The organism is Vibrio proteolyticus NBRC 13287, from assembly GCF_000467125.1.
Classification (GTDB): domain Bacteria; phylum Pseudomonadota; class Gammaproteobacteria; order Enterobacterales; family Vibrionaceae; genus Vibrio; species Vibrio proteolyticus.
The window spans coordinates 289,480-310,446 of sequence record NZ_BATJ01000002.1 but is presented as its reverse complement, the minus strand read 5'-3'; the positions used below and the strand labels follow the sequence as shown (position 1 = coordinate 310,446).

Genomic DNA, 20,967 nt, shown 5'->3' with positions numbered 1-20,967 from the left:
AACAACCTACTCACTTACGCTTGGGGTTTGTTTTCAACCGACGTATCGTTGTCTTTACTGGTTTTTTTCAGCTGTCTGTTCAGTTTTCTCAGCTGTAACTGAGTTTTGAACTGCATACTGCCAAAAATAGCACCTGCAAGCGCAAAACCAACGACAAAGACAACACCCAGTAAGGTTGAAAGATGGAATTCACCCTGCGCGACCAGATAATTGAAAGTCACGACTTCCTGATTTTGAGAGCCTAGCGCGAGAGCAATAATAAATAGTAGGAGTACAACAATGATTTTTATAATTTTCATATTCCTTCACCGTATTGGATTTGGGCATGTCTGATTATGCAGTAAATCCCGCCAACACTCCATGGTTATACTTAATAATGTGCTTATAAAAAAGCGGCATACGTAGACGTATGCCGCTTTTTTATAGTCTGCCGGGGAATTACAGGTCTGAGTTGACACGCTCGCGCAATTCTTTACCTGGTTTAAAGTGAGGAACGTATTTACCTTCCAGCTCCACTTTTTCGCCGGTTTTCGGGTTACGGCCAACACGAGGCTCACGGTAGTGCAGTGAGAAACTGCCAAAACCACGGATCTCGATGCGATCGCCATTTTCCAGAGTCGTAGCCATATGCTCCAGAATGTCTTTTACAGCATCTTCAACCTCTTTTGCCGAAAGATGTGTCTGCTCTGCGCACAACCTTTCAATCAGTTCAGACTTAGTCATAGTTCCCCTCTTCTCGCATCAATTTTTCAGTCATTATAGTCAGGAATTTCAGTTCCAACAAACACTTGCTTAGATTATAGCTGAAAATTCACACATCTACTTAGCGGTTAAATAAACTATAGACTAAGTTCCTGTGGCAGATGATAGGTTGACTTATAACGACGCAAGACAAATTGCACTTTTTACGGACAAAAAAAAGGAGCCCAATGGGCTCCTTTTTTATAAGACGAGAATTATTCGCCTTTAGCAGCTTTGAACGCGTCAGCCATAGCGTTACCGAATGCACCTTCATCTTGCTTGTTGATAGATGCCATTGCTTCTTGCTCTTCAGCTTCGTCTTTAGCTTTGATAGACAAGTTGATTACGCGGTTCTTACGGTCAACACCGGTGAACTTCGCTTCAACACTGTCACCAGCGCTCAGGATCAGAGATGCGTCTTCTACGCGGTCACGAGCAACTTCAGAAGCGCGGATGTAACCTTCTACGCCTTCTTCCAGCTCAACAGTAGCGCCTTTAGCGTCAACGGCTGTAACAGTACCGTTAACTAGAGTGCCTTTCTTGTTGTCTGCAACGTAAGCGTTGAATGGGTCATTTTCCATTTGCTTAACGCCCAGAGAAATGCGCTCACGCTCTGCATCTACAGCTAGAACAACTGCAGAGATTTCGTCGCCTTTCTTGTATTCACGTACTGCTTCTTCACCTGGAACGTTCCAAGAGATATCAGACAGGTGAACCAGACCGTCGATGCCGCCGTCAAGACCGATGAAGATACCGAAGTCAGTGATAGACTTGATCTTACCAGTTACTTTATCGCCTTTAGCTTGCGCTTCAGCGAAAGACTGCCATGGGTTAGCTTTACACTGTTTCAGGCCTAGAGAAATACGACGACGTTCTTCGTCGATTTCAAGAACCATAACCTCAACTTCGTCGCCTACATTAACAACTTTAGATGGGTGAATGTTCTTGTTAGTCCAGTCCATTTCAGAAACGTGTACCAGACCTTCAACGCCTTCTTCGATTTCAACGAAGCAGCCGTAGTCAGTCAGGTTAGTTACGCGACCAGTCAGTTTGTGACCTTCTGGGTAACGCTTAGCGATTGCTACCCATGGATCTTCACCCAGTTGTTTCAGACCTAGAGATACACGAGTACGCTCACGGTCGAACTTCAGAACTTTAACAGTGATTTCATCACCAACGTTAACGATTTCTGATGGGTGCTTAACGCGTTTCCAAGCCATGTCAGTGATGTGCAGAAGACCGTCTACACCACCTAGGTCTACGAACGCACCGTAGTCAGTCAGGTTCTTAACGATACCTTTAACTTCGCTACCTTCTTGTAGAGTTTCCAGCAGCTCATCACGCTCAACGCTGTTTTCAGATTCGATAACTGCGCGGCGAGAAACAACTACGTTGTTACGCTTCTGGTCTAGCTTGATTACTTTGAACTCTAGCTCTTTGTTTTCCAGGTGAGCAGTGTCGCGGATTGGACGTACGTCTACCAGAGAGCCAGGAAGGAAAGCACGGATACCGTTTAGTTCAACAGTGAAACCGCCTTTAACTTTACCGTTGATGATACCAACAACAGTTTCAGCTTCTTCGTAAGCTTTCTCAAGAACGATCCAAGCTTCGTGACGCTTAGCTTTCTCACGAGAAAGTTGAGTTTCACCGAAACCATCTTCAACAGCGTCTAGAGCTACGTCTACTTCAGCACCAACTTCAACTTCAAGCTCGCCAGCAGCGTTCTTGAACTGTTCAGCAGGGATAGCAGATTCAGACTTAAGACCAGCATCAACAAGAACGAAACCGTTCTCGATAGCTACTACAGTACCTTTAACGATGCTGCCTTGTTGGAATTCTGTTTCGTTTAGAAACTCTTCAAAGAGTTGAGCAAAAGATTCAGTCATTTAATTAATCTTCAATAAAGTAAACGTCCACGGGTATCCTACCTCATGGGGTTATTAACTTCGCCAGTCATCATCCATGCGACCGACGCTCTCAGCTTGATGAACTCGTTATTCAGCAAGCTTTGATTCGATATAGTTTAGTGCCTTTTCTACCACTTCGTCGATACTCATTGCAGTAGAATCCAGCAAAAGCGCATCCTCTGCAGGGCGCAATGGCGCCACCGGGCGGTTACGATCGCGATCGTCACGCTCTTGGATCTCGCTCAAAAGGTCGTCAAATCTAACATCTAAGCCCTTGCCTTGCAACTGTTTCAGGCGGCGCTGGGCACGCTCTTCGGCACTGGCATCTAAAAAGATTTTGACTTCAGCTTGCGGGAAGACGACGGTCCCCATATCTCTGCCATCAGCCACCAGACCTTTGCCGTCTGCAAACGCGCGTTGACGACGCAACAAAGCTTCACGCACTCGTGGCAACGCTGCCACTTTCGACGCGGCCATCCCCGTTTCTTCTTTGCGCAGCTCTCTGGAAACGTCCTCGCCTTCCAGAATCACTCTGACCAAATCTCCTTCGGCAATGAACTGGACATCCAGATGTGTCGCTAGGGGTACGAGCGCGTCCTCTGATTCTGTGTCCACGCCATGGTGAATGGCTGCCAGTGCGAGAACCCGATAGATCGCCCCGGAATCAAGAAGGTGAAAACCCAGCTTATCAGCCAACTGCATACAAAGCGTGCCTTTACCAGCACCACTTGGTCCATCAACGGTAATAACCGGTGTTTGAGAGGACATGTCTTACTCCATTTTGATTCTAAACCAAGTCAGAAAACTCTTGGTTTTTGACGGCACAGAATTATAAAGGGATTACCTAAGAGGTGCTAGCCGGGATCGGACAAAAGCCCATTTTTTAACGGACACGAGTCACACTTGACCGTGTCCATACTTTTACAGCTGAATGCGTGCGCGATTTTTCTCCACTAAAGCCGGGCCAATGCCTTTCACTTCGGCCAACTGTTCGGCTGACACAAAGCCTCCATTTTGTTCCCGGTAGTCGACAATAGCCTGTGCTTTCTTCAGACCGACACCACTGAGCAACGTCGCCAGTTCTTCCGCACTGGCGGTGTTTACATTCACCGTAATTTCAATCCCTTCATACTTTTCCGCCGAATCTGCGGCCTGCACCGATGCAACAGGCAACAGCAAGGCAAATAACGCTGTTGCCATCCATTTTTTCACTGACATGAGAGTTCCTCGTTTGATTGTTAACCGAAGACACAAACTAAAGTATCCTGTATCGCATCGCATTGCGGACTAAGGAAAAATAAAACGGGCTGCAAATGCAGCCCGTCTTTGTCTCATTGTCAGTTGCATGAAAACTGCTTACTGACTCACAGAGTAGTACTCAATGTCGGTGTTGGCGCGCAAGATACTCAGCACACCCGACAAATCTTTTTGCGAGTTCAACTGCGTCAGTTGAGTACCGATTTGTTGGTTGTACTGAGGATCAATGTCCGCTTCAACCTTCTCAAGCTGCACAACCGCAATGTCACCGTTCATCTCTTTTGCCTGCGCATACACTGGCTTACCGTCCTGAGGTTTGGCCATCGCATAAACCGTGTTAGCCAGCGGCGAACTGCGGTCAATTTTCTCTAGTTCACCAAACGCCAGATTGTTCTGAGACAACAACTCCTGCTTACCGTCTTTCAGCTCAGCCACCAACTGCTCAGCCAGTTCAAGCGCTTGTTGCTCGCCTTTCACCTTAGACAGTTGGGTTATGACCTGCTCTTTTACGTCTTCCAAAGGCAGAACCGTTTCAGGACGAGAGTCGTCGACTCGTACCACAACAACGTGTTCAGGTGCCACTTCGATGACTTCAGAGTTCATGCCGTCTTCTTTCACTTCAGGCGACGTGATTGCCTGCATTACCGACTGATTTTTCAGTACATCAGGTGCGTCTTGCTGAGAAATAAAGTCCGTGGTGTGAACCGTTTGACCCACCGCTTTCGCCGCATCATCCAAAGAATCGGAAGATTCAAACGCCACTTTCTCAAGCGTGGTCTGCAGGTCATAGAATTCATTGACCGCTATCTGATCTTTCAACTCTTGTTTTATTGATGCCGCGACTTCCGAGTATGGTTTAGCGACGGCGTCTTTCACATCATCCAGCTTGATGATGTGGAAACCAAAGTCTGATTTGACCACGCCACTCATATCACCAGGATTCTTAAGACCAAATGCCGCCAGTTCAAATGCAGGATCCATGACGCCTTGTTCAATCCACCCCAATGAGCCGCCAGATTCCGCACTGCCGATATCTTCCGATTTTTCCTTTGCTACCTCAGAGAAATCCGCACCACCTTTCAGTTCAGCCAGAACAGCGTCGGCTTTTTTCTCGTCTTTGATCAGAATATGACTGACTTTACGCTGAGCCTGCGAAGAGTATTTATCTAAATGCTCGTTGTAGTAGCTCTGCGCTTCCTCATCTGACACCTTCAGCTTGTCTTTCATTTGTTGAGCTGACAGTTCGATGTAGGCAATTTTGTACTGTTCCGGACGCGTGAAACGCTCAGGGTTTTGTTGGTAATATTCCTGAATTTCTTCATCCGTCAGTTGTACTTTGTCTGCAAAGTCGCTCAAAGACAGTGTCAGTTTACGAATATCACGCGTCTGAGTGATCAATTTGCTCTGCGCTTCCACTTCACCTTTGAGAGAGAAATCACTGCCCTGAATTGCCGTTAGCAACTGGTTACGGACAAGATCACGACGCAGGTACTCAGCAAAGCTATCTGGCGAGAAACCTGCGCGGCGCAATGCGGCCTGATAAATTTCCTGATCAAATTGACCATCACTCTGAAACTGAGGCATTTCCAGGATCATCTGACGGACTTGATCGTCGCTAACGCGCAGACCCAACGACTCTGCGTGCTGTTCCAACAGAACGTCGTTGATCATGCGATCCAGTACAGATTTACGGAATGACTGAACATAACCTGGATCAGATAAAAGGGTTGAGAAGTAATCACCCAGTTGAGCCTGCATACGATTACGCTCGTTTTGATAAGCTTGCTCGAACTCGCCGCGACCAATTTCGGTACTGCCGACTTTGGCTGCTGCATTACTGCTACCGCTGACCAGGTAGCTACCTACACCCGCGAAAACAAAGGAAAGGATGATTAGTCCAAGTATAATTTTTACCGCGATGCTATTCACGCCTTCGCGTAATCGCTCCATCATAGTCTATCTGCTCTCCAGAAATGAAGTTTGCTACTTCAACGTCAAAATTTAATAGCGCGATGATATCAGAAAAAGAAATGCGCATCAGTAGGATGCGCATAAATTAAAAAGGTTCGAATTAATTTGCAGTTAGCCGCAAATTTCGAAATCAGGCTTAGTTACAAGCGTCTTTCAGAGCTTTGCCTGCTTTGAAGCCAGGTACTTTAGCTTCTGCGATTTGGATTTCTTCACCAGTTTTTGGGTTACGACCAGTACGTGCAGCACGAGTGCGAACACTGAAAGTACCGAAGCCAACCAGAGCCACTTGATCGCCAGTCTGCAGCGTATCGCTTACTGCATCAATGAATGCGTCCAGCGCACGGCCTGCTGATGCTTTTGAGATATCTGCACTTGAAGCGATTTTTTCTACTAATTGTGTTTTATTCACTGTGATTCCCCTTTGCGCTACCTTAGTATTTTTATGGGTAGCATATTCGTTCCATTAAGTTTCAAATTTAGCCGGAGGCCCCGTTCCAAAAGGCTTTCCAGCTATGTTGGTAACGTTAGCGTCCAAAAAAAACGCTGACAAGCCTTTTTCGGCCTATCAGCGCAATCTTTTACTTATTTTTGCTGCACATCACTATTTTTTAACGTTAAATTCGACACCTGACGGGTCTCGCTCTAGCGCAACTTTGAGAACTTCATCAATCCACTGGACAGGGATCACGGTCAGGTCAGCAATCACGTTGTCCGGAATTTCTTCCAGATCGCGTTCGTTATCCTTAGGAATCAGAACCGTCTTAATGCCACCACGGTGTGCTGCCAACAGTTTTTCTTTCAAACCACCGATAGGCAGCACTTCACCACGCAATGTGATCTCACCTGTCATCGCAACGTCCGCTTTGACCGGGTTGCCTGTCAAGCTGGAGACCAGAGCGGTGCACATGGCGATACCCGCACTTGGCCCGTCTTTTGGTGTCGCCCCTTCCGGAACGTGCACGTGGATGTCTTTCTTCTCATAGAAGTCGTTATTGATGCCCAGCGCATCAGCACGAGAGCGAACCACTGTCATTGCAGCCTGAATCGATTCCTGCATCACATCACCCAGGGAGCCGGTTTGCGTCAGCTTACCTTTACCCGGCATTGACTGAGTTTCAATCGTCAGCAGATCGCCACCAACTTCCGTCCATGCCAGACCAATCACCTGACCAATACGGTTCATATCATCGGCTTTGCCGTAGTCATGACGTTGCACACCCAAATAATCTTTCAGGTTGTCCATCGTGACGGTCACCGACTTGATGTCGTTGTCCAGCAAAATATTCTTCACCGCTTTGCGACAGATCTTGGAGATTTCACGCTCCAGGTTACGCACGCCCGCTTCACGGGTGTAGTAACGGATGATACCGATGATCGCCGAATCAGCAATTTCAATTTCGTGCGGTTTCAGGCCGTTGCGCTTCACCTGCTTTTCAACCAAGTGACGCTTAGCGATATTGAGTTTTTCATCTTCGGTATACCCCGACAGACGAATCACTTCCATACGGTCTAGCAGCGGCCCTGGAATGTTCATTGAGTTCGATGTCGCAACAAACATCACATCCGACAGATCGTAATCAACTTCCAGATAATGGTCGTTGAACGAGTTGTTCTGTTCTGGATCCAGTACCTCAAGTAAGGCCGAAGCCGGGTCGCCACGCATGTCTGATGACATCTTGTCGATTTCATCCAGCAGGAACAACGGGTTCCGAACCCCTACTTTGGACATTTTCTGAATCAGTTTACCTGGCAGAGAACCAATGTAAGTGCGGCGGTGACCACGGATCTCCGCTTCATCACGAACCCCACCCAGAGCCATGCGCACATATTTGCGCCCAGTAGCAGCTGCAATCGAACGACCTAATGAGGTTTTACCCACCCCCGGAGGCCCTACCAGGCACAGAATTGGACCTTTCAGTTTGTTGATCCGGTTCTGCACGGCGAGATACTCAAGGATACGTTCTTTCACGCGCTCCAGGCCGTAGTGGTCTTCGTTCAGGATCTCTTCCGCTTTCGCCAGATTCTTTTTCACCTTAGAACGTTTATTCCACGGCACGCTGACCATCCAATCGATGTAGCTGCGTACCACAGTGGCCTCCGCTGACATCGGGGACATCATCTTCAGCTTTTGCAGTTCCTGCTCAGTTTTTTCGCGCGCTTCCTGAGGCATTTTTGCCTCTTCAATCTTTTGCTTCAGCGCTTCAAACTCGTCCGGCGCGTCATCCATTTCACCCAGTTCTTTCTGGATGGCTTTCATCTGCTCGTTGAGGTAGTACTCGCGCTGAGATTTTTCCATCTGCTTTTTAACGCGGCTGCGAATGCGCTTTTCGACTTGCAGCAGGTCGATTTCTGACTCCATCTGCCCCATCAAAAATTCAAGACGCTCAGTCACATCCAGAATTTCCAATACTTGCTGCTTGTCGTTCAGTTTCAGCGGCATATGAGCGGCAATAGTGTCTGCCAGGCGAGCCGCTTCATCGATGCCATTCAGCGACGTCAGTACCTCAGGTGGAATCTTTTTGTTCAGTTTGATGAAACCTTCAAACTGATTGATTGCGCTACGAACGATGACTTCTTGTTCTTTCTCGTCTAATTCAGGCGTCTGCAGGTATTCTGCATCGGCAAGAAAGAAATCGTCTTGGGTAATGGAGTGGATCTTGGCACGCTGCTGGCCTTCAACCAGCACTTTTACAGTACCGTCTGGCAGTTTCAGTAACTGCAGAATGGTCGCCACTGTCCCTACTTCAAATAGGTCCTCAACTGTTGGCTCATCGGTTTCTGCCTGCTTTTGTGCAACCAGTAACACTTGCTTGTTGTTATCCATCGCTGCTTCCAGGCAGCTGATTGATTTTTCACGGCCAACAAACAAAGGAATAACCATATGCGGGTAAACGACCACATCGCGCAGTGGCAGCACGGGGATCTCGATACGCTCGGAACGTTCCAAGTTCATATAATTCTCTCTTCCGCTATCACGTTTTAACTCTGACTGTTATGCAGTATATGGGGCCTAATTTGTTGGATTCAATGAAAGAATAAAAAAAAGGAGGCAATAATTGCCTCCTGTTTTATTTTGCTGTTTTGTTACTCAGCGCCAGCAGCTTGGTTGTCTGAGTTGGTGTAAATCAACAGCGGTTCAGACTCGCCATTGATCACCGATTCATCAATCACGACTTTGCTCACGTCAGTAGAAGACGGTAGCTCGTACATGGTTTCCAGCAGCACGCTTTCCAGAATAGAACGCAGACCACGAGCACCCGTTTTACGCTCCATCGCTTTCTTCGCGATCGCACTGAGCGCATCTTCACGGAACTCAAGCTCAACCTCTTCCAGATCGAACAAGGCAGCATACTGTTTCGTCAGTGCATTCTTTGGTTCACGCAGGATTTGGATTAGCGCGTCTTCGTCCAACTCTGTCAGTGTTGTTGTCACTGGCAGACGACCGATGAACTCAGGAATCAAACCGTATTTCACCAGGTCTTCAGGTTCTACCTGAGTGAACAGCTCACCGACAGTTTTGCTTTCGTCTTTCGAGCGCACTTCCGCACCAAACCCGATACCGGTTCCTTTGGCAACACGTTGTTCAATCACCTTATCCAAGCCGGCAAATGCGCCGCCACAGATGAACAGGATCTTGGACGTGTCCACTTGCAGGAACTCCTGCTGAGGATGTTTGCGCCCGCCCTGAGGAGGAACAGAAGCAACCGTACCTTCGATCAATTTCAGCAGCGCCTGCTGCACACCTTCACCCGAAACGTCGCGTGTGATAGATGGATTTTCTGCTTTACGGGAAATCTTATCGATTTCGTCGATGTAAACAATGCCACGTTCAGCTTTTGCTACATCGTAATCGCATTTTTGCAGCAGCTTTTGGATGATGTTTTCAACATCTTCACCCACATACCCCGCTTCAGTCAGCGTGGTTGCGTCCGCCATAGTAAATGGTACATCCAGGAAACGCGCCAGCGTTTCTGCAAGCAGCGTTTTACCGCTACCTGTCGGACCAATCAACAGGATGTTACTTTTACCCAGTTCCACCCCTTCACTGGTGGTGTCACCGTTACGTAAACGCTTGTAGTGGTTATATACCGCAACAGCGAGCACTTTCTTCGCGTAATCTTGGCCAATCACATAATCATCAAGGTGTTCACGAATCTGCTTTGGCGTAGGTAACGCCTCCGACTGTTTCTTAGGCAGAACATCTTTGATTTCTTCACGAATAATGTCGTTACAAAGATCGACACACTCGTCACAAATGTAAACCGATGGGCCTGCGATTAGCTTGCGAACTTCGTGCTGGCTTTTGCCACAGAAAGAACAGTAAAGCAGTTTACTACTACCGCTCTCTTTGCTTTTGTCTGTCATTCGCTAACCTCTTAGCCTTTACTCATAATGTTTGAGTGTATATCAAATTAAGCCGAATTGCGTTACTCAATCGCCGCTTGTGTGTTACTCGCCACGATGGGTTAGCACTGCGTCAACCAGACCATAGTCAACCGCTTGCTGAGCTGACATAAAGTTATCACGATCGGTATCACGCTCAATCACTTCCAGTGGTTGACCCGTGTGGTCAGCCAGCAGCGTATTCAGCTTCTGTTTAATGCTCAGGATTTCTTGCGCATGGATCTGAATATCCGATGCCTGCCCCTGGAAGCCACCCAGCGGTTGGTGAATCATAACACGCGAGTTCGGCAGCACATAACGTTTACCTGGCGCACCGCCAGCCAGCAAGAACGCGCCCATTGAGCAGGCCTGACCGATACACAGGGTGCTGACGTTTGGTTTGATGAACTGCATGGTGTCGTAGATAGACATGCCTGCAGTCACACTGCCACCAGGTGAGTTGATGTACAGGAAGATATCTTTGTCAGGATTCTCCGACTCCAGGAAAAGCAGCTGAGCCACGACAAGGTTAGCCATGTGGTCTTCTACCTGACCCGTAAGGAAAATCACGCGATCTTTCAGCAGACGAGAATAGATATCGTAAGAGCGCTCGCCGCGGGAAGTCTGTTCAACCACCATAGGTACCAGTGCGTCCAGAATTGGCGACATTGCATTTTTTTCTTGGTAGCTCATATTCTTATGTCCCTAAAATAAATGGCCCGGATGATGTATATCATACGGACCATTGTTAGCAGAATAGTTAACTCATAGTCAACCTTCTACGCAAGATATTGCCTATTAAGCAGCAGGTTGGTTCATCAGCTCGTTAAAGCCAACTTGTTTTTCAGTCACCTGTGCTTTAGCGATGATAGCGTCAATTGCTTGCTCTTCCAGAGCAACGTTGCGCATGTTGTTCATCATTTGCTCGTTCTGTTCGTAGTAAGAGATCACTTCTGATGGATCTTCGTACGCTGTTGCCATCTCTTCGATCAGTGCTTTCACTTTGTCTTCGTCAGCTTTCAGCTCTTCAGACTTGATCACTTCACCCAGAAGCAGACCCACAACAACGCGACGTTTTGCTTGCTCTTCGAACAGCTCACGTGGAAGCTGGTTTGCTGCTTCTACGTTGCCACCGAAACGCTGAGCTGCCTGTTGACGAAGGACGTTGATTTCCTGGTCGATCAGTGCTGCTGGTACGTCGATTTCGTTTTCTTTAACCAGACCGTCGATAGCCTGTTCTTTGATGCGGTTCTTCACAGCTTGCTTCAGTTCGCGCTCCATGTTCTTACGAACTTCAGCTTTAAGCGCGTCAATGCCGCCTTCTGCAACACCGAACTTAGACACGAACTCATCGTTCAGTTCTGGAAGCTCGCGAGCTTCAACTTTGTTCACTTTGATGGCGAACTTCGCTGCTTTACCTTTCAGGTTTTCAGCGTGGTAATCTTCTGGGAAAGTCACGTCGATTTCGAATTCCATACCCGCAGTTTTACCTGTGATACCGTCTTCAAAACCTGGAATCATGCGACCTGCGCCCATTTCCAGAGGGAAGTTCTCAGCTTTACCGCCTTCGAATTCTTCACCGTCGATAGAACCAACGAAATCGATCGTTGCACGAGAGCCTTCTTCAGCCGCTGTGTCAACTTCTTTCCAAGTTGCCTGTTGCTTACGCAGAGTTTCGATCATCTCATCGACGTCTGCATCGTTAACTTCTGTTACTGGCTTTTCAACCGTGATGCTTTCCAGACCTTTCAGTTCCACTTCTGGGTAAACTTCGAAAGTCGCAGCGAAAACCAGGTCTTTACCTTCTTCGTTTTCTACCGGTGCGAAAGTTGGAGCGCCAGCTGGGTTGATTTTCTCTTTCACGATCGCTTCGATGAAGTGACGTTGCATAACTTCACCCATCACGTCTTGACGTACTGCTTTGCCGTACATCTTCGCAACCATTTTCATTGGCACTTTGCCTTTGCGGAAACCATCGAAACGACGGTTTTTCGCGATGTTGCGTAGTTCAGCTGTCACTGCATCTTCGATGTTTGCAGCAGGAACAGTAATATTCAGACGGCGCTCTAGGCCTTCTAGCGTTTCAACAGTAACTTGCATTATATATAAACCTCAAAACAGGCCCAGCCAGGCTGAGCGTATGAGTTGGTGACTCACCAACTGCATCCTTGTCAAGTGCCGCTTGGCACTCATTTAAACTTGAGAATCGGTGTCAGCCGGAGCTGACGCCGGACTAATCAGCGATATCTTTCTATTTCTGCCGGCCTTGCCAGGAGAAAAAGGTATCTCCGATTAGTCTCAGGACAAAACGATTTTTAGACGCAGCATTCTAACGACCATAAACAGGCCTGTCGAGCTAATCCCTGATATCGTTACGCCATTGTTCTAAATTCCCGCACATTTGCCCTAAAATCGAACAAACGCTGAAAATCTTCGTTTGAAATGGGGACAATAATGGCTTTTTCAAGGGAATCGAGGCTTTTTTTCGTTAAATAACTTAAAAAGAGATCTCGCTCCTGTTTTACCCCGCAGAATCGCTATCTTTTTGAACACCTCATTCGCAATTCGCTTTACCTTATATACCAAGGGCCTGCGGTTGATTTCGCGTCATTCTTGCACGAGCAATTCACCAGGCCTGCTGAATGGATTTCGTTGTTTCAGGAAAGGAAGTCATGCTGCGAATTCGACGAGCCAGCCTGATATTGCTGGTTGTATTTCTCCTGCTGGCCACCAGCGGCGCCCAACTCGTGTGGCGCTACAGTTACCAGAATCTGCTGGTTGAACATCAGGCTCAGCTGGATCGTTTTGCCAGCCATATTGCCACCAAGCTCGACAAATACGCTCACTTACCCCGGCTGTTGTCGAAAGACAAAGAACTGGTCGACGCATTGTTGCAACCGGACAACCCCGCTCAGATCGAAGTGACCAACCGTTATCTGGAACAAGTCAATGATGTCATTCAAGCTTCAGATAGCTATCTGCTCGACGCAAACGGAACCACCATCGCAGCCAGTAACTGGAATCTCGACCGCTCCTTTCTGGGACGTAACTTCGCCTGGCGACCCTACTTCAATATCGCCATGCAGGGCACTCGTAGCCAGTATTTCGCTTTGGGTTCGACTTCGGGACAACGGGGATACTACTACTCTTACCCTGTGGTGTATGCTGCGGAAATTATTGGCGTGGTAGTGGTCAAAATGGACTTGTCCGCCATTGAAGAAAACTGGGAAAGCAAAGACAGCACCTTCGTTGCCACCGACCCCAATCAAGTCGTTTTCATGTCCAGTAACCCGAAGTGGCTGTTCAAAAGCCTCATTACGTTATCTGAAGCCCAGCGCTCGACGATCACCAACAGCCGCCAATACCTGGATACGCCCATCCGTTCGCTTGGCCTGAATGGCGATCTGAGTCATTCCCCGACAGAACTGAAAAACCCAAGGCGCGGCGGACTGGCGGGGGACTTTATCGTTTCATCACGCCCCCTGAGCCAGCTGTCACTCAATATCCGAGTTCTGTCACCCAAAATCACGCTATTCTGGCAAAGTCTCGGCTTTGTGGTGATTCTCAGTCTGGTGTTTGCGATCATCTATCTGGTTATGCTGCTGATCCACAACCGGCAACTGAAACACCGTCAATTGGAGCAGATTCAGTCTGAAGCCAAACAGAAGCTGGAGTATCTGGTGATGGAGCGCACCGCCAAGCTGCACGCAGAAATTGATGAACGCAGCCGAACTGAGGAAGCGCTGCGCCAGACACAGGCCGAACTGATTCAAGCCGCTAAGCTCGCGGTGCTGGGACAGATGTCAGCCAGTATCAGCCACGAACTGAATAACCCGTTGGCAGCCATTCGCAGCTTTGCTGACAATGGACGACGCTACCTGAACAAAGAAAACTACCCGAAGGTGGATGACAATCTGGCACGGATCGCGTCTCTGACCGAGCGCATGGCTAAGATCAGTGAGCAGTTAAAATCATTCGCTCGCAAATCTGACAGCAGTGAACGGGTCGTAACCCGCCTGCATCCGGTTATTCAGTCCACTCGCGAGTTGCTGGAAGCACAACTTAAGGCTCACCAGGTTACGCTGGAGATCAACAGCGACGATCTCGTCGAAGTGGAAATCAACCCTATCCAGCTTGAACAGGTCTTGATTAATCTGCTGACCAACTCGGTTCAGGCATTAGAAGAGCAGCCGCAACGTTTGATTCGCCTTTCGGTCAACGTTCACGCAGACTGCCTTCTGATCCATATTGATGATAACGGGCCCGGACTGAGTCAAGAACAACAAAATCAGCTGTTTGAACCGTTTTATACCACGAAAAAGAACGGCCTCGGTTTAGGGCTGTCGATTTCACAACAAATTATCAAAGCCATGAACGGTCAGCTCACGGTCTCTCGGTCGCCATTAAACGGAGCCCGCTTTACCATTCAACTGCCGCTGCCTATACAAGGATGAATCAATGCACGATGTATTTTTCATTGATGACGAACATGACATTCGCGAAGCCATCGCACAAAGCTTCGAACTGGAAGAGATTGAGGCGCAGTTTTTTGCCAGTGCCGAAGAGGCATTGCTGGCCGCCAAAGCCGATACGCTGCCTAAAGTGGTCGTGACCGATATTTGCCTACCGGGCTTGTCGGGCGAAAACCTGCTTCAAACAGTCCTCAATCAGGATCCGGAAGTGCCAGTGATTCTGATCACCGGTCACGGCGACATTTCCATGGCCGTCAGCGCGATGCATAACGGCGCGTATGATTTCATCGAAAAACCGTTTTCACCGGATCGGCTGGTAGAAACAGTGCGGCGCGCCATCGATAAGCGCAACCTAACCCTAGAAAACCAAGCGCTGAAGCGCAGCTTAAAAGCCAGTCAGACGCTGGGACCACGCATCATCGGCGACACCCAGTGCATCCGTGATCTGCGTGACACCATCACGCAGATCGCCGATACCGATGCCGATATTCTGTTGTTCGGGGAAACCGGCACCGGTAAAGAGCTGATTGCCCGCTCCTTACATGAACAGAGTGCACGACGCGAACAGAACTTCGTGGCCGTCAACTGTGGCGCCGTCCCGGAAAACCTGATTGAAAGTGAGCTGTTTGGCCATGAAAAAGGGGCGTTCACTGGCGCGGATGCCCAGCGCATTGGTAAATTTGAACATGCGCAAAATGGCACACTGTTTCTGGATGAAATTGAATCGATGCCAATGCAGGCACAAATCCGTCTGCTGCGCGTGTTGCAAGAGCGCGTTTTTGAGCGCATCGGCTCTAACATACTGCTGCCACTCAATATTCGCGTCATTGCGGCGACAAAGGTTGATCTCAGACAGGCCGCCGCAGACGGTACGTTCCGGCAGGATCTGTATTACCGCTTGAACATCGTCACACTCGACTTGCCGCCACTTCGTGAACGCAAAGATGATATTCCCGCCTTATTCCATCATTTTTTACTGGTTGCTGCCGCCCGATACGGCAAGGCCGCCAATGCTTTGCCCGAGCATGATTTGCAGCAGTTGCTCAGTCACGACTGGCCGGGTAATGTCCGTGAGCTGCGCAACGCCGCCGAACGATTCGTACTTTTAGGCAAACTGACGCAATTGGGTGATGTACCTGCTTCAGTACCATCGTCGAGCCTGGCAGAGCAGGTCGCGGAATTTGAAAAAACGGCAATTGAGCGCGCGCTGATCGAGTGTGGTGGCAGTATCAAACAGACGATGGAAAAACTGAACATCCCACGAAAAACGCTCTACGACAAAATGCAAAAGTATCAAATCGAAAAAGAGGCGTACAAAAACTAACCAGACAAAACCGCACACCCACGCATTTCATTTTTGAGACAAGATACATTTTACCTCTTTGTACTGTGACACCCATCGCCTGCTTAGCCATACTAAGCGCAGGTTATTGGGTTTCTCGGATGCGTATGGGCGAAAAAGTAAAAGTGCCGAACATCAGCGACACGGTGCTGATTGACGGAGTGTATCGCTGCGAACAACGTTCTGGCCAGGACAGGCGGAGGAACAAGCGTAAGTATCAATTTTACGAGCGCAGATTCACCCGTGACCCACGCGCAGGCTCAGGTACAAAAATAAACGAGGAGGTTTAACCCTCCTCGTTTTTTTGCCTGATGTTATTTAGTGATGATTTCCGGTCCCATCAGAGAAGTCGGTAACCAGGTTGAAACCCAAGGCACATACGTCACGATGATCAGGAACAGGAACATCACCGCCACCCATGGCAACGCCGCCTTCACCACACTCATCATCGACATTTTCGCTACCCCGGCGGTCACAAACAGGTTTAATCCCACAGGCGGTGTGATCATTCCGATTTCCATGTTCACCACCATGATGATACCAAGGTGAATCGGATCGATACCGAGTGCAATCGCGATCGGGAACACCAACGGTGCCACGATGATCAGCAAGCCAGACGGCTCCATAAACTGACCGCCGATCAACAGCAAGACGTTGACAACAATCAGGAAGGTGATCGGTCCCAGACCCGCAGACAACATGGACTCTGTGATCATTTGTGGAATACGCTCTTCGGTCAGAACGTGTTTCAGAATCAAAGCGTTGGCAATGATAAACAACAACATAATGGTCAGCTTGCCCGCTTCAAACAGCGTATGCTTGGTGTCCTTGTGGACAAAGGCTTGCAGGATTTTCACCACTGCCGGCTTGCGGTTTTGCTTGTCTGCAAACGGCCCCATATCGCGGTACACAAAGTTGGCAATCAGGAACGCGTAGACAGCTGCGACGGCCGCCGCTTCTGTCGGCGTGAAAATACCACCGTAAATACCGCCCAAGATGATCACTACCAGCAGCAAGCCCCAGCTCGCATCTTTGGCCGCCTTTAACGCCTCGCCCCAGCCAACAAACGGCTGCTTGGGCAGATTTTTCACCCGGGCAGCTATGTAAATAGCAATCATCAGCATGACACCGGCCAGCAGTCCCGGGATGACGCCGCCTAAAAACATCCGGCCAACCGAGACATCCGTTGCCGCCGCATACACCACCATAACGATGGAAGGCGGGATCAAGATCCCCAAGGTCCCCGCATTACAAATCACACCCGCGGCAAACTCTTTGGAATAACCGTTTTTAATCATCCCGGCGATCACGATACTACCAATGGCAACCACGGTGGCGGGCGATGAGCCAGACAGCGCCGCAAACATCATACAAGCCACCACGGACGCCATGGCCAGACCACCACGGAACCAGCCCACCATGGCAATCGCAAAACGGATGATCCGCTTCGCCACACCACCGGTCGACATAAAGCTCGATGCCAGAATAAAGAACGGAATCGCCAGCAGGGTATAGTGTCCTTCAAACGCGTTGAACAGCGTCTGTGCCACAGAAGCCAGAGACGCTTCCGAATGCCACATTAAAAACAGGATGCTCGACAAGCCCAGTGAGACCGCGATGGGCACCCCAATCAGCATAAAGCCGATAACAAGAAGAAATAACAGCAAAATATCCATGACTTAGTTCTCCTTGTTGTCGTGTTTGTTTTTTGGCGTCATCACGTCGCCCGCCTCTTCAGCCAGCTCCTCTTTGAGCGCTTCCAGCTCTTCCTCTGCTTCATGCCCGGCGATCAAACGATCCAGCTTACCGGTCATGATCTGGACGGCCAACTGAGCAAAACGGAAAGTTAAAAGTGCCATACCCAGTGGCAATGCCATATAAGGAATAAAGCGTGGTAGTTTTTCGTAGCGTTCACCTTCATTCAACCAGTCAGCCAGAAACTGAAACATGTCCGGCATGGGAATATCGTCGGTTTCATACCAGGCACGTTCTGAAATAAACGGATACCAGTAGTTCCACGAGCCAATCAGCAGCAGCACAGAAAATACCAGGCAGCAGCCTACCGCTAATAGCGCCAGTACTTTACGCCCCCCTTCTGGGGCCAGATTGATGACCACATCCACCCCAATGTGAAAGTGCTTTTTGACGCCATAAGACGCCCCGACCAGCACCATCCAGGCAAACATGAACACGGTCAGCTCCAGTGCCCAAAGAATATTGTCGTTAAAGAGATAACGCATGATGACGTTAATGAATGTCAGCATCGTCATCGCGCCGAGGAAGAAGGCAATCAATGTCTCTTCTACCTTGTCGGTGAACTGACCGACTTTCGCAAAAAATGACTGTTCCATGTGATACATCGCTCGAATCAGGTAGAGATGGCTCCCGACGCGCGGGAGCCTGTTATAGTGATGAGTTATTTCTGGTTGGCAGCCAGTGCCGCATCGATCAGATCAGAACCGATGTCTTTTTCAAACTTCTTCCAGACCGGCTTCAGCGCTGTTACCCATTCCTGACGCTGCTCCGGTGTCAGTTCACGTACGACGCCGCCCGCTTCAATCACGTACTGCTTGTTCTGCTGCTCCACTTTGTTGGATTCGGCATTACGGGTATCTGTGACTTCTTTCAGGATCGTTGCGAACTGATCACGCACATCGGCCGGGAGTCCGTCCCACCATTTGGTCGACGTCACCACCAGGTAATCCAAGATACCGTGGTTGGTTTCAGTGATACCGTCTTGTACTTCGAAGAACTTCTTACCGTAGATGTTCGACCAGGTATTTTCCTGACCATCGATAACTTTGGTCTGCAGGCCGCCGTACACTTCCGCAAATGACATTTTCTGTGGATTTGCACCAAGCTGCTCGAACTGAGCCACCAGCACGTCTGAAGCCTGGACACGGAATTTCAGACCTTTCGCGTCTTCAGGGTGAATCAAGGGCTCGTTGGCGGAGATTTGCTTCATGCCGTTATGCCAAAACTCCAGACCGCGAACGCCACGGCGGTTCATGGCATTTTTTAGCTTCTCACCAGCATCAGAACTCTGGAAGCGGTCCACCGCATCTACATCATCAAAAAGGAAAGGGAGATCGAAAATACGGAACTTTTTGGTGAATTTTTCGAATTTGGACAAAGACGGTGCTGCCAGTTGAACATCACCATTTAGCATCGCTTCCAGAACTTTGTCATCATCGTACAGTGTTGAGTTTGGGAATACCTGCATACAGGCTTTACCATTCATCTCTTCATTGACCCGCTTTTCCAACAGCGACGCCGCAATCCCTTTCGGGTGCTTGTCGGTATTGGTTACGTGACTGAACTTAATCACGATTTCACCAGGGTCACAGTTCGCCGCGGCGTTGAAACTGGTGACAGCAAGAATAGAGGCAGATAGTAGAGTTAAAGGCTTTAACATGTTGTTCTTCTCCTTGTGGATAATCACAGCCCCATCTATGGGCACTGATACCCTTTAGTAAAGGCAACTTACAGGCCAACCTTTAACATTTTTGCTACAACCTTTAAGTTACAATAAGTTAGATGTGAAAATGCATCCGAGAAAGCAGCAGAGTTCACCCAACAGAATGATAAAATGGGTGGGAAATGACCCATCGAAACTGATGAATGAGTCAAAAGTGACTCATTGAATTTGGGAATGGTCAGAAAGAGGCGAAGGAATAAAAGCGGCGAGTTGGCAGGAAGTGCATCCCCACGCTGAACTGCAAGCACCGCTCAGCGCCCTCCCCCGTGGACATTGATGTGGGGACACACTTAACCTGGTTTAATGGAAGTCGATGCGCTGCTCCGACTGGGCGTCAAAAAATACCGCTTTGGACAAATCAAAATGCAGAGGGGCAACCTGACCTACACTGGCGTCAAACTCAGGCGACAAGCGGCACGCCACTTCCTGATCATTCACCTTGATCATCGCGATGGTATCCGGTCCGGTTGGCTCAAGCACCTCAAGCTGCAACGTCAGTTCCGTTGACGCCACAGAGTCCGGGTTGGCCGACTCCGTGATGTGTTCCGGCCTTAGACCAATCACGATCTCCTTACCGTCCTGAGCACGCATGGAGTCTGGTAATCTGATGTGATGCTCCTGGCCATTACCACCGGTCACTTTAATCACAGGTTTGTCATGCTCGTCCAGATCCACCATGGTGTGAATAAAGTTCATCGACGGAGACCCCATAAAACCGGCAACAAACATGTTGTTCGGTCGGTTATAGATTTCTTGCGGCGTGCCAAGTTGCTGCAAAATACCGTCTTTCATCACGGCAATCCGGTCAGCCAGCGTCATGGCTTCAATCTGGTCGTGGGTTACGTACACGATCGTGGTACTCAACTGCTGGTGAAGACGTTTGATCTGATGACGCATTTCAACTCTGAGCTTAGCGTCCAGATTCGACAACGGCTCATCAAACAAGAACAGTTTTGGCCGACGAGCCAGCGCACGTCCCATCGCCACCCGCTGACGCTGTCCGCCGGACAGCTGAGAGGGTTTGCGTTCCAGCAATTGATCAATTTGCAGCATCTTTGCAACCCGTTCGACTTCCGCATCAATTTTTGCCTGAGGCAATTTACGGATCTTAAGGCCAAATTCAATATTGCCTCGCACGGTCATGTTCGGATACAGCGCGTAAGACTGGAAGACCATCGCAATATCACGATCTTTTGGCTCGACACTCGCAACATCGATACCATCAATCACAATCTCACCTGAGCTGATGTTTTCCAGCCCCGCAATGGTATTCATCAGCGTCGACTTACCACACCCAGACGGGCCAACCAGGATCAGAAACTCCCCGGAATCAATGCTGATGTCGATGCCTTTGAGGGTTTCCTGTTCCGCTTTCGGGTACGTTTTACGGATCTGTTTCAGTTCCAGTGTTGCCAT

17 protein-coding genes are annotated in these 20,967 nt (G+C 49.0%); 2 read left to right on the top strand and 15 right to left on the bottom strand.

Features of this window, described 5'->3' with window-relative positions:
* Positions 1–14 precede the first annotated feature (14 nt).
* The 11 genes from VPR01S_RS03990 to tig form a co-directional block, all read right to left on the bottom strand.
* Positions 15–299, bottom strand: a complete 285-nt coding sequence (locus tag VPR01S_RS03990) for a LapA family protein (protein WP_021704019.1) — start codon at positions 297–299, stop codon at positions 15–17.
* Between the two features lie 139 nt (positions 300–438).
* Complete coding sequence (gene ihfB, locus VPR01S_RS03985) at positions 439–723, bottom strand: integration host factor subunit beta (RefSeq protein ID WP_021704018.1); 285 nt, start codon at positions 721–723, stop codon at positions 439–441.
* A 233-nt stretch (positions 724–956) separates the two neighbouring features.
* Positions 957–2,627: a 30S ribosomal protein S1 gene (gene rpsA, locus VPR01S_RS03980; RefSeq protein WP_021704017.1), complete on the bottom strand. Its 1,671-nt coding sequence runs from the start codon at positions 2,625–2,627 to the stop codon at positions 957–959.
* Between the two features lie 108 nt (positions 2,628–2,735).
* Complete coding sequence (gene cmk / locus VPR01S_RS03975) at positions 2,736–3,416, bottom strand: (d)CMP kinase (protein WP_021704016.1); 681 nt, start codon at positions 3,414–3,416, stop codon at positions 2,736–2,738.
* A 153-nt stretch (positions 3,417–3,569) separates the two neighbouring features.
* Positions 3,570–3,848, bottom strand: coding sequence for a ComEA family DNA-binding protein (locus VPR01S_RS03970; RefSeq protein WP_156008646.1), 279 nt, complete (start codon positions 3,846–3,848; stop codon positions 3,570–3,572).
* Positions 3,849–4,004: 156 nt separating this feature from the next.
* Positions 4,005–5,858: a peptidylprolyl isomerase gene (gene ppiD / locus VPR01S_RS03965; RefSeq protein ID WP_021704014.1), complete on the bottom strand. Its 1,854-nt coding sequence runs from the start codon at positions 5,856–5,858 to the stop codon at positions 4,005–4,007.
* Positions 5,859–6,012: 154 nt separating this feature from the next.
* On the bottom strand, positions 6,013–6,291 hold the full coding sequence (locus tag VPR01S_RS03960) for an HU family DNA-binding protein (RefSeq protein WP_281169117.1): 279 nt from the start codon (positions 6,289–6,291) through the stop codon (positions 6,013–6,015).
* 186 nt (positions 6,292–6,477) lie between these two features.
* Positions 6,478–8,829: an endopeptidase La gene (gene lon, locus VPR01S_RS03955; protein WP_021704012.1), complete on the bottom strand. Its 2,352-nt coding sequence runs from the start codon at positions 8,827–8,829 to the stop codon at positions 6,478–6,480.
* Positions 8,830–8,960: 131 nt separating this feature from the next.
* Positions 8,961–10,241: an ATP-dependent protease ATP-binding subunit ClpX gene (gene clpX / locus VPR01S_RS03950; RefSeq protein ID WP_021704011.1), complete on the bottom strand. Its 1,281-nt coding sequence runs from the start codon at positions 10,239–10,241 to the stop codon at positions 8,961–8,963.
* An 84-nt stretch (positions 10,242–10,325) separates the two neighbouring features.
* A complete protein-coding gene (gene clpP, locus VPR01S_RS03945; RefSeq protein WP_021704010.1) occupies positions 10,326–10,952 on the bottom strand; it encodes an ATP-dependent Clp endopeptidase proteolytic subunit ClpP in 627 nt (208 codons plus the stop codon).
* Between the two features lie 105 nt (positions 10,953–11,057).
* Complete coding sequence (gene tig, locus VPR01S_RS03940; RefSeq protein WP_021704009.1) at positions 11,058–12,359, bottom strand: trigger factor; 1,302 nt, start codon at positions 12,357–12,359, stop codon at positions 11,058–11,060.
* A 572-nt stretch (positions 12,360–12,931) separates the two neighbouring features.
* On the opposite strand from tig, the gene VPR01S_RS03935 reads away from it, so the two are divergent.
* Positions 12,932–14,713 carry a sensor histidine kinase gene (locus tag VPR01S_RS03935; protein WP_021704008.1) on the top strand — a complete coding sequence of 594 codons (1,782 nt, stop codon included), beginning with the start codon at positions 12,932–12,934 and terminating at the stop codon, positions 14,711–14,713.
* Between the two features lie 4 nt (positions 14,714–14,717).
* The gene (locus VPR01S_RS03930) at positions 14,718–16,055 is read left to right on the top strand and encodes a sigma-54-dependent transcriptional regulator (protein WP_021704007.1); all 1,338 of its coding nucleotides are present in this window, start codon (positions 14,718–14,720) and stop codon (positions 16,053–16,055) included.
* A 332-nt stretch (positions 16,056–16,387) separates the two neighbouring features.
* On the opposite strand, the gene VPR01S_RS03925 is transcribed toward VPR01S_RS03930, so the two are convergent.
* From VPR01S_RS03925 to VPR01S_RS03910, 4 genes are all read right to left on the bottom strand, one after another.
* Complete coding sequence (locus VPR01S_RS03925; RefSeq protein WP_021704005.1) at positions 16,388–17,749, bottom strand: TRAP transporter large permease; 1,362 nt, start codon at positions 17,747–17,749, stop codon at positions 16,388–16,390.
* A 3-nt stretch (positions 17,750–17,752) separates the two neighbouring features.
* Complete coding sequence (locus VPR01S_RS03920) at positions 17,753–18,424, bottom strand: TRAP transporter small permease (RefSeq protein ID WP_040902242.1); 672 nt, start codon at positions 18,422–18,424, stop codon at positions 17,753–17,755.
* A 65-nt stretch (positions 18,425–18,489) separates the two neighbouring features.
* A complete protein-coding gene (locus VPR01S_RS03915; protein ID WP_021704003.1) occupies positions 18,490–19,488 on the bottom strand; it encodes a TRAP transporter substrate-binding protein in 999 nt (332 codons plus the stop codon).
* A gap of 363 nt (positions 19,489–19,851) precedes the next feature.
* Entirely contained in the window at positions 19,852–20,967 is a 1,116-nt protein-coding gene (locus VPR01S_RS03910) for an ABC transporter ATP-binding protein (protein ID WP_021704002.1), read from the bottom strand.

Excerpts from the sequence above, each read along its gene's own strand:
- clpX (WP_021704011.1), bottom strand. The coding sequence starts at position 10,241 with ATGACAGACAAAAGCAAAGAGAGCGGTAGTAGTAAACTGCTTTACTGT.
- ppiD (WP_021704014.1), bottom strand. The coding sequence starts at position 5,858 with ATGATGGAGCGATTACGCGAAGGCGTGAATAGCATCGCGGTAAAAATT.
- clpP (WP_021704010.1), bottom strand. The coding sequence starts at position 10,952 with ATGAGCTACCAAGAAAAAAATGCAATGTCGCCAATTCTGGACGCACTG.
- VPR01S_RS03990 (WP_021704019.1), bottom strand. The coding sequence starts at position 299 with ATGAAAATTATAAAAATCATTGTTGTACTCCTACTATTTATTATTGCT.
- cmk (WP_021704016.1), bottom strand. The coding sequence starts at position 3,416 with ATGTCCTCTCAAACACCGGTTATTACCGTTGATGGACCAAGTGGTGCT.
- VPR01S_RS03930 (WP_021704007.1), top strand. The coding sequence starts at position 14,718 with ATGCACGATGTATTTTTCATTGATGACGAACATGACATTCGCGAAGCC.
- ihfB (WP_021704018.1), bottom strand. The coding sequence starts at position 723 with ATGACTAAGTCTGAACTGATTGAAAGGTTGTGCGCAGAGCAGACACAT.
- VPR01S_RS03910 (WP_021704002.1), bottom strand. The coding sequence starts at position 20,967 with ATGGCAACACTGGAACTGAAACAGATCCGTAAAACGTACCCGAAAGCG.
- VPR01S_RS03935 (WP_021704008.1), top strand. The coding sequence starts at position 12,932 with ATGCTGCGAATTCGACGAGCCAGCCTGATATTGCTGGTTGTATTTCTC.
- VPR01S_RS03915 (WP_021704003.1), bottom strand. The coding sequence starts at position 19,488 with ATGTTAAAGCCTTTAACTCTACTATCTGCCTCTATTCTTGCTGTCACC.
- tig (WP_021704009.1), bottom strand. The coding sequence starts at position 12,359 with ATGCAAGTTACTGTTGAAACGCTAGAAGGCCTAGAGCGCCGTCTGAAT.
- VPR01S_RS03970 (WP_156008646.1), bottom strand. The coding sequence starts at position 3,848 with ATGGCAACAGCGTTATTTGCCTTGCTGTTGCCTGTTGCATCGGTGCAG.
- VPR01S_RS03925 (WP_021704005.1), bottom strand. The coding sequence starts at position 17,749 with ATGGATATTTTGCTGTTATTTCTTCTTGTTATCGGCTTTATGCTGATT.
- rpsA (WP_021704017.1), bottom strand. The coding sequence starts at position 2,627 with ATGACTGAATCTTTTGCTCAACTCTTTGAAGAGTTTCTAAACGAAACA.
- VPR01S_RS03920 (WP_040902242.1), bottom strand. The coding sequence starts at position 18,424 with ATGGAACAGTCATTTTTTGCGAAAGTCGGTCAGTTCACCGACAAGGTA.
- lon (WP_021704012.1), bottom strand. The coding sequence starts at position 8,829 with ATGAACTTGGAACGTTCCGAGCGTATCGAGATCCCCGTGCTGCCACTG.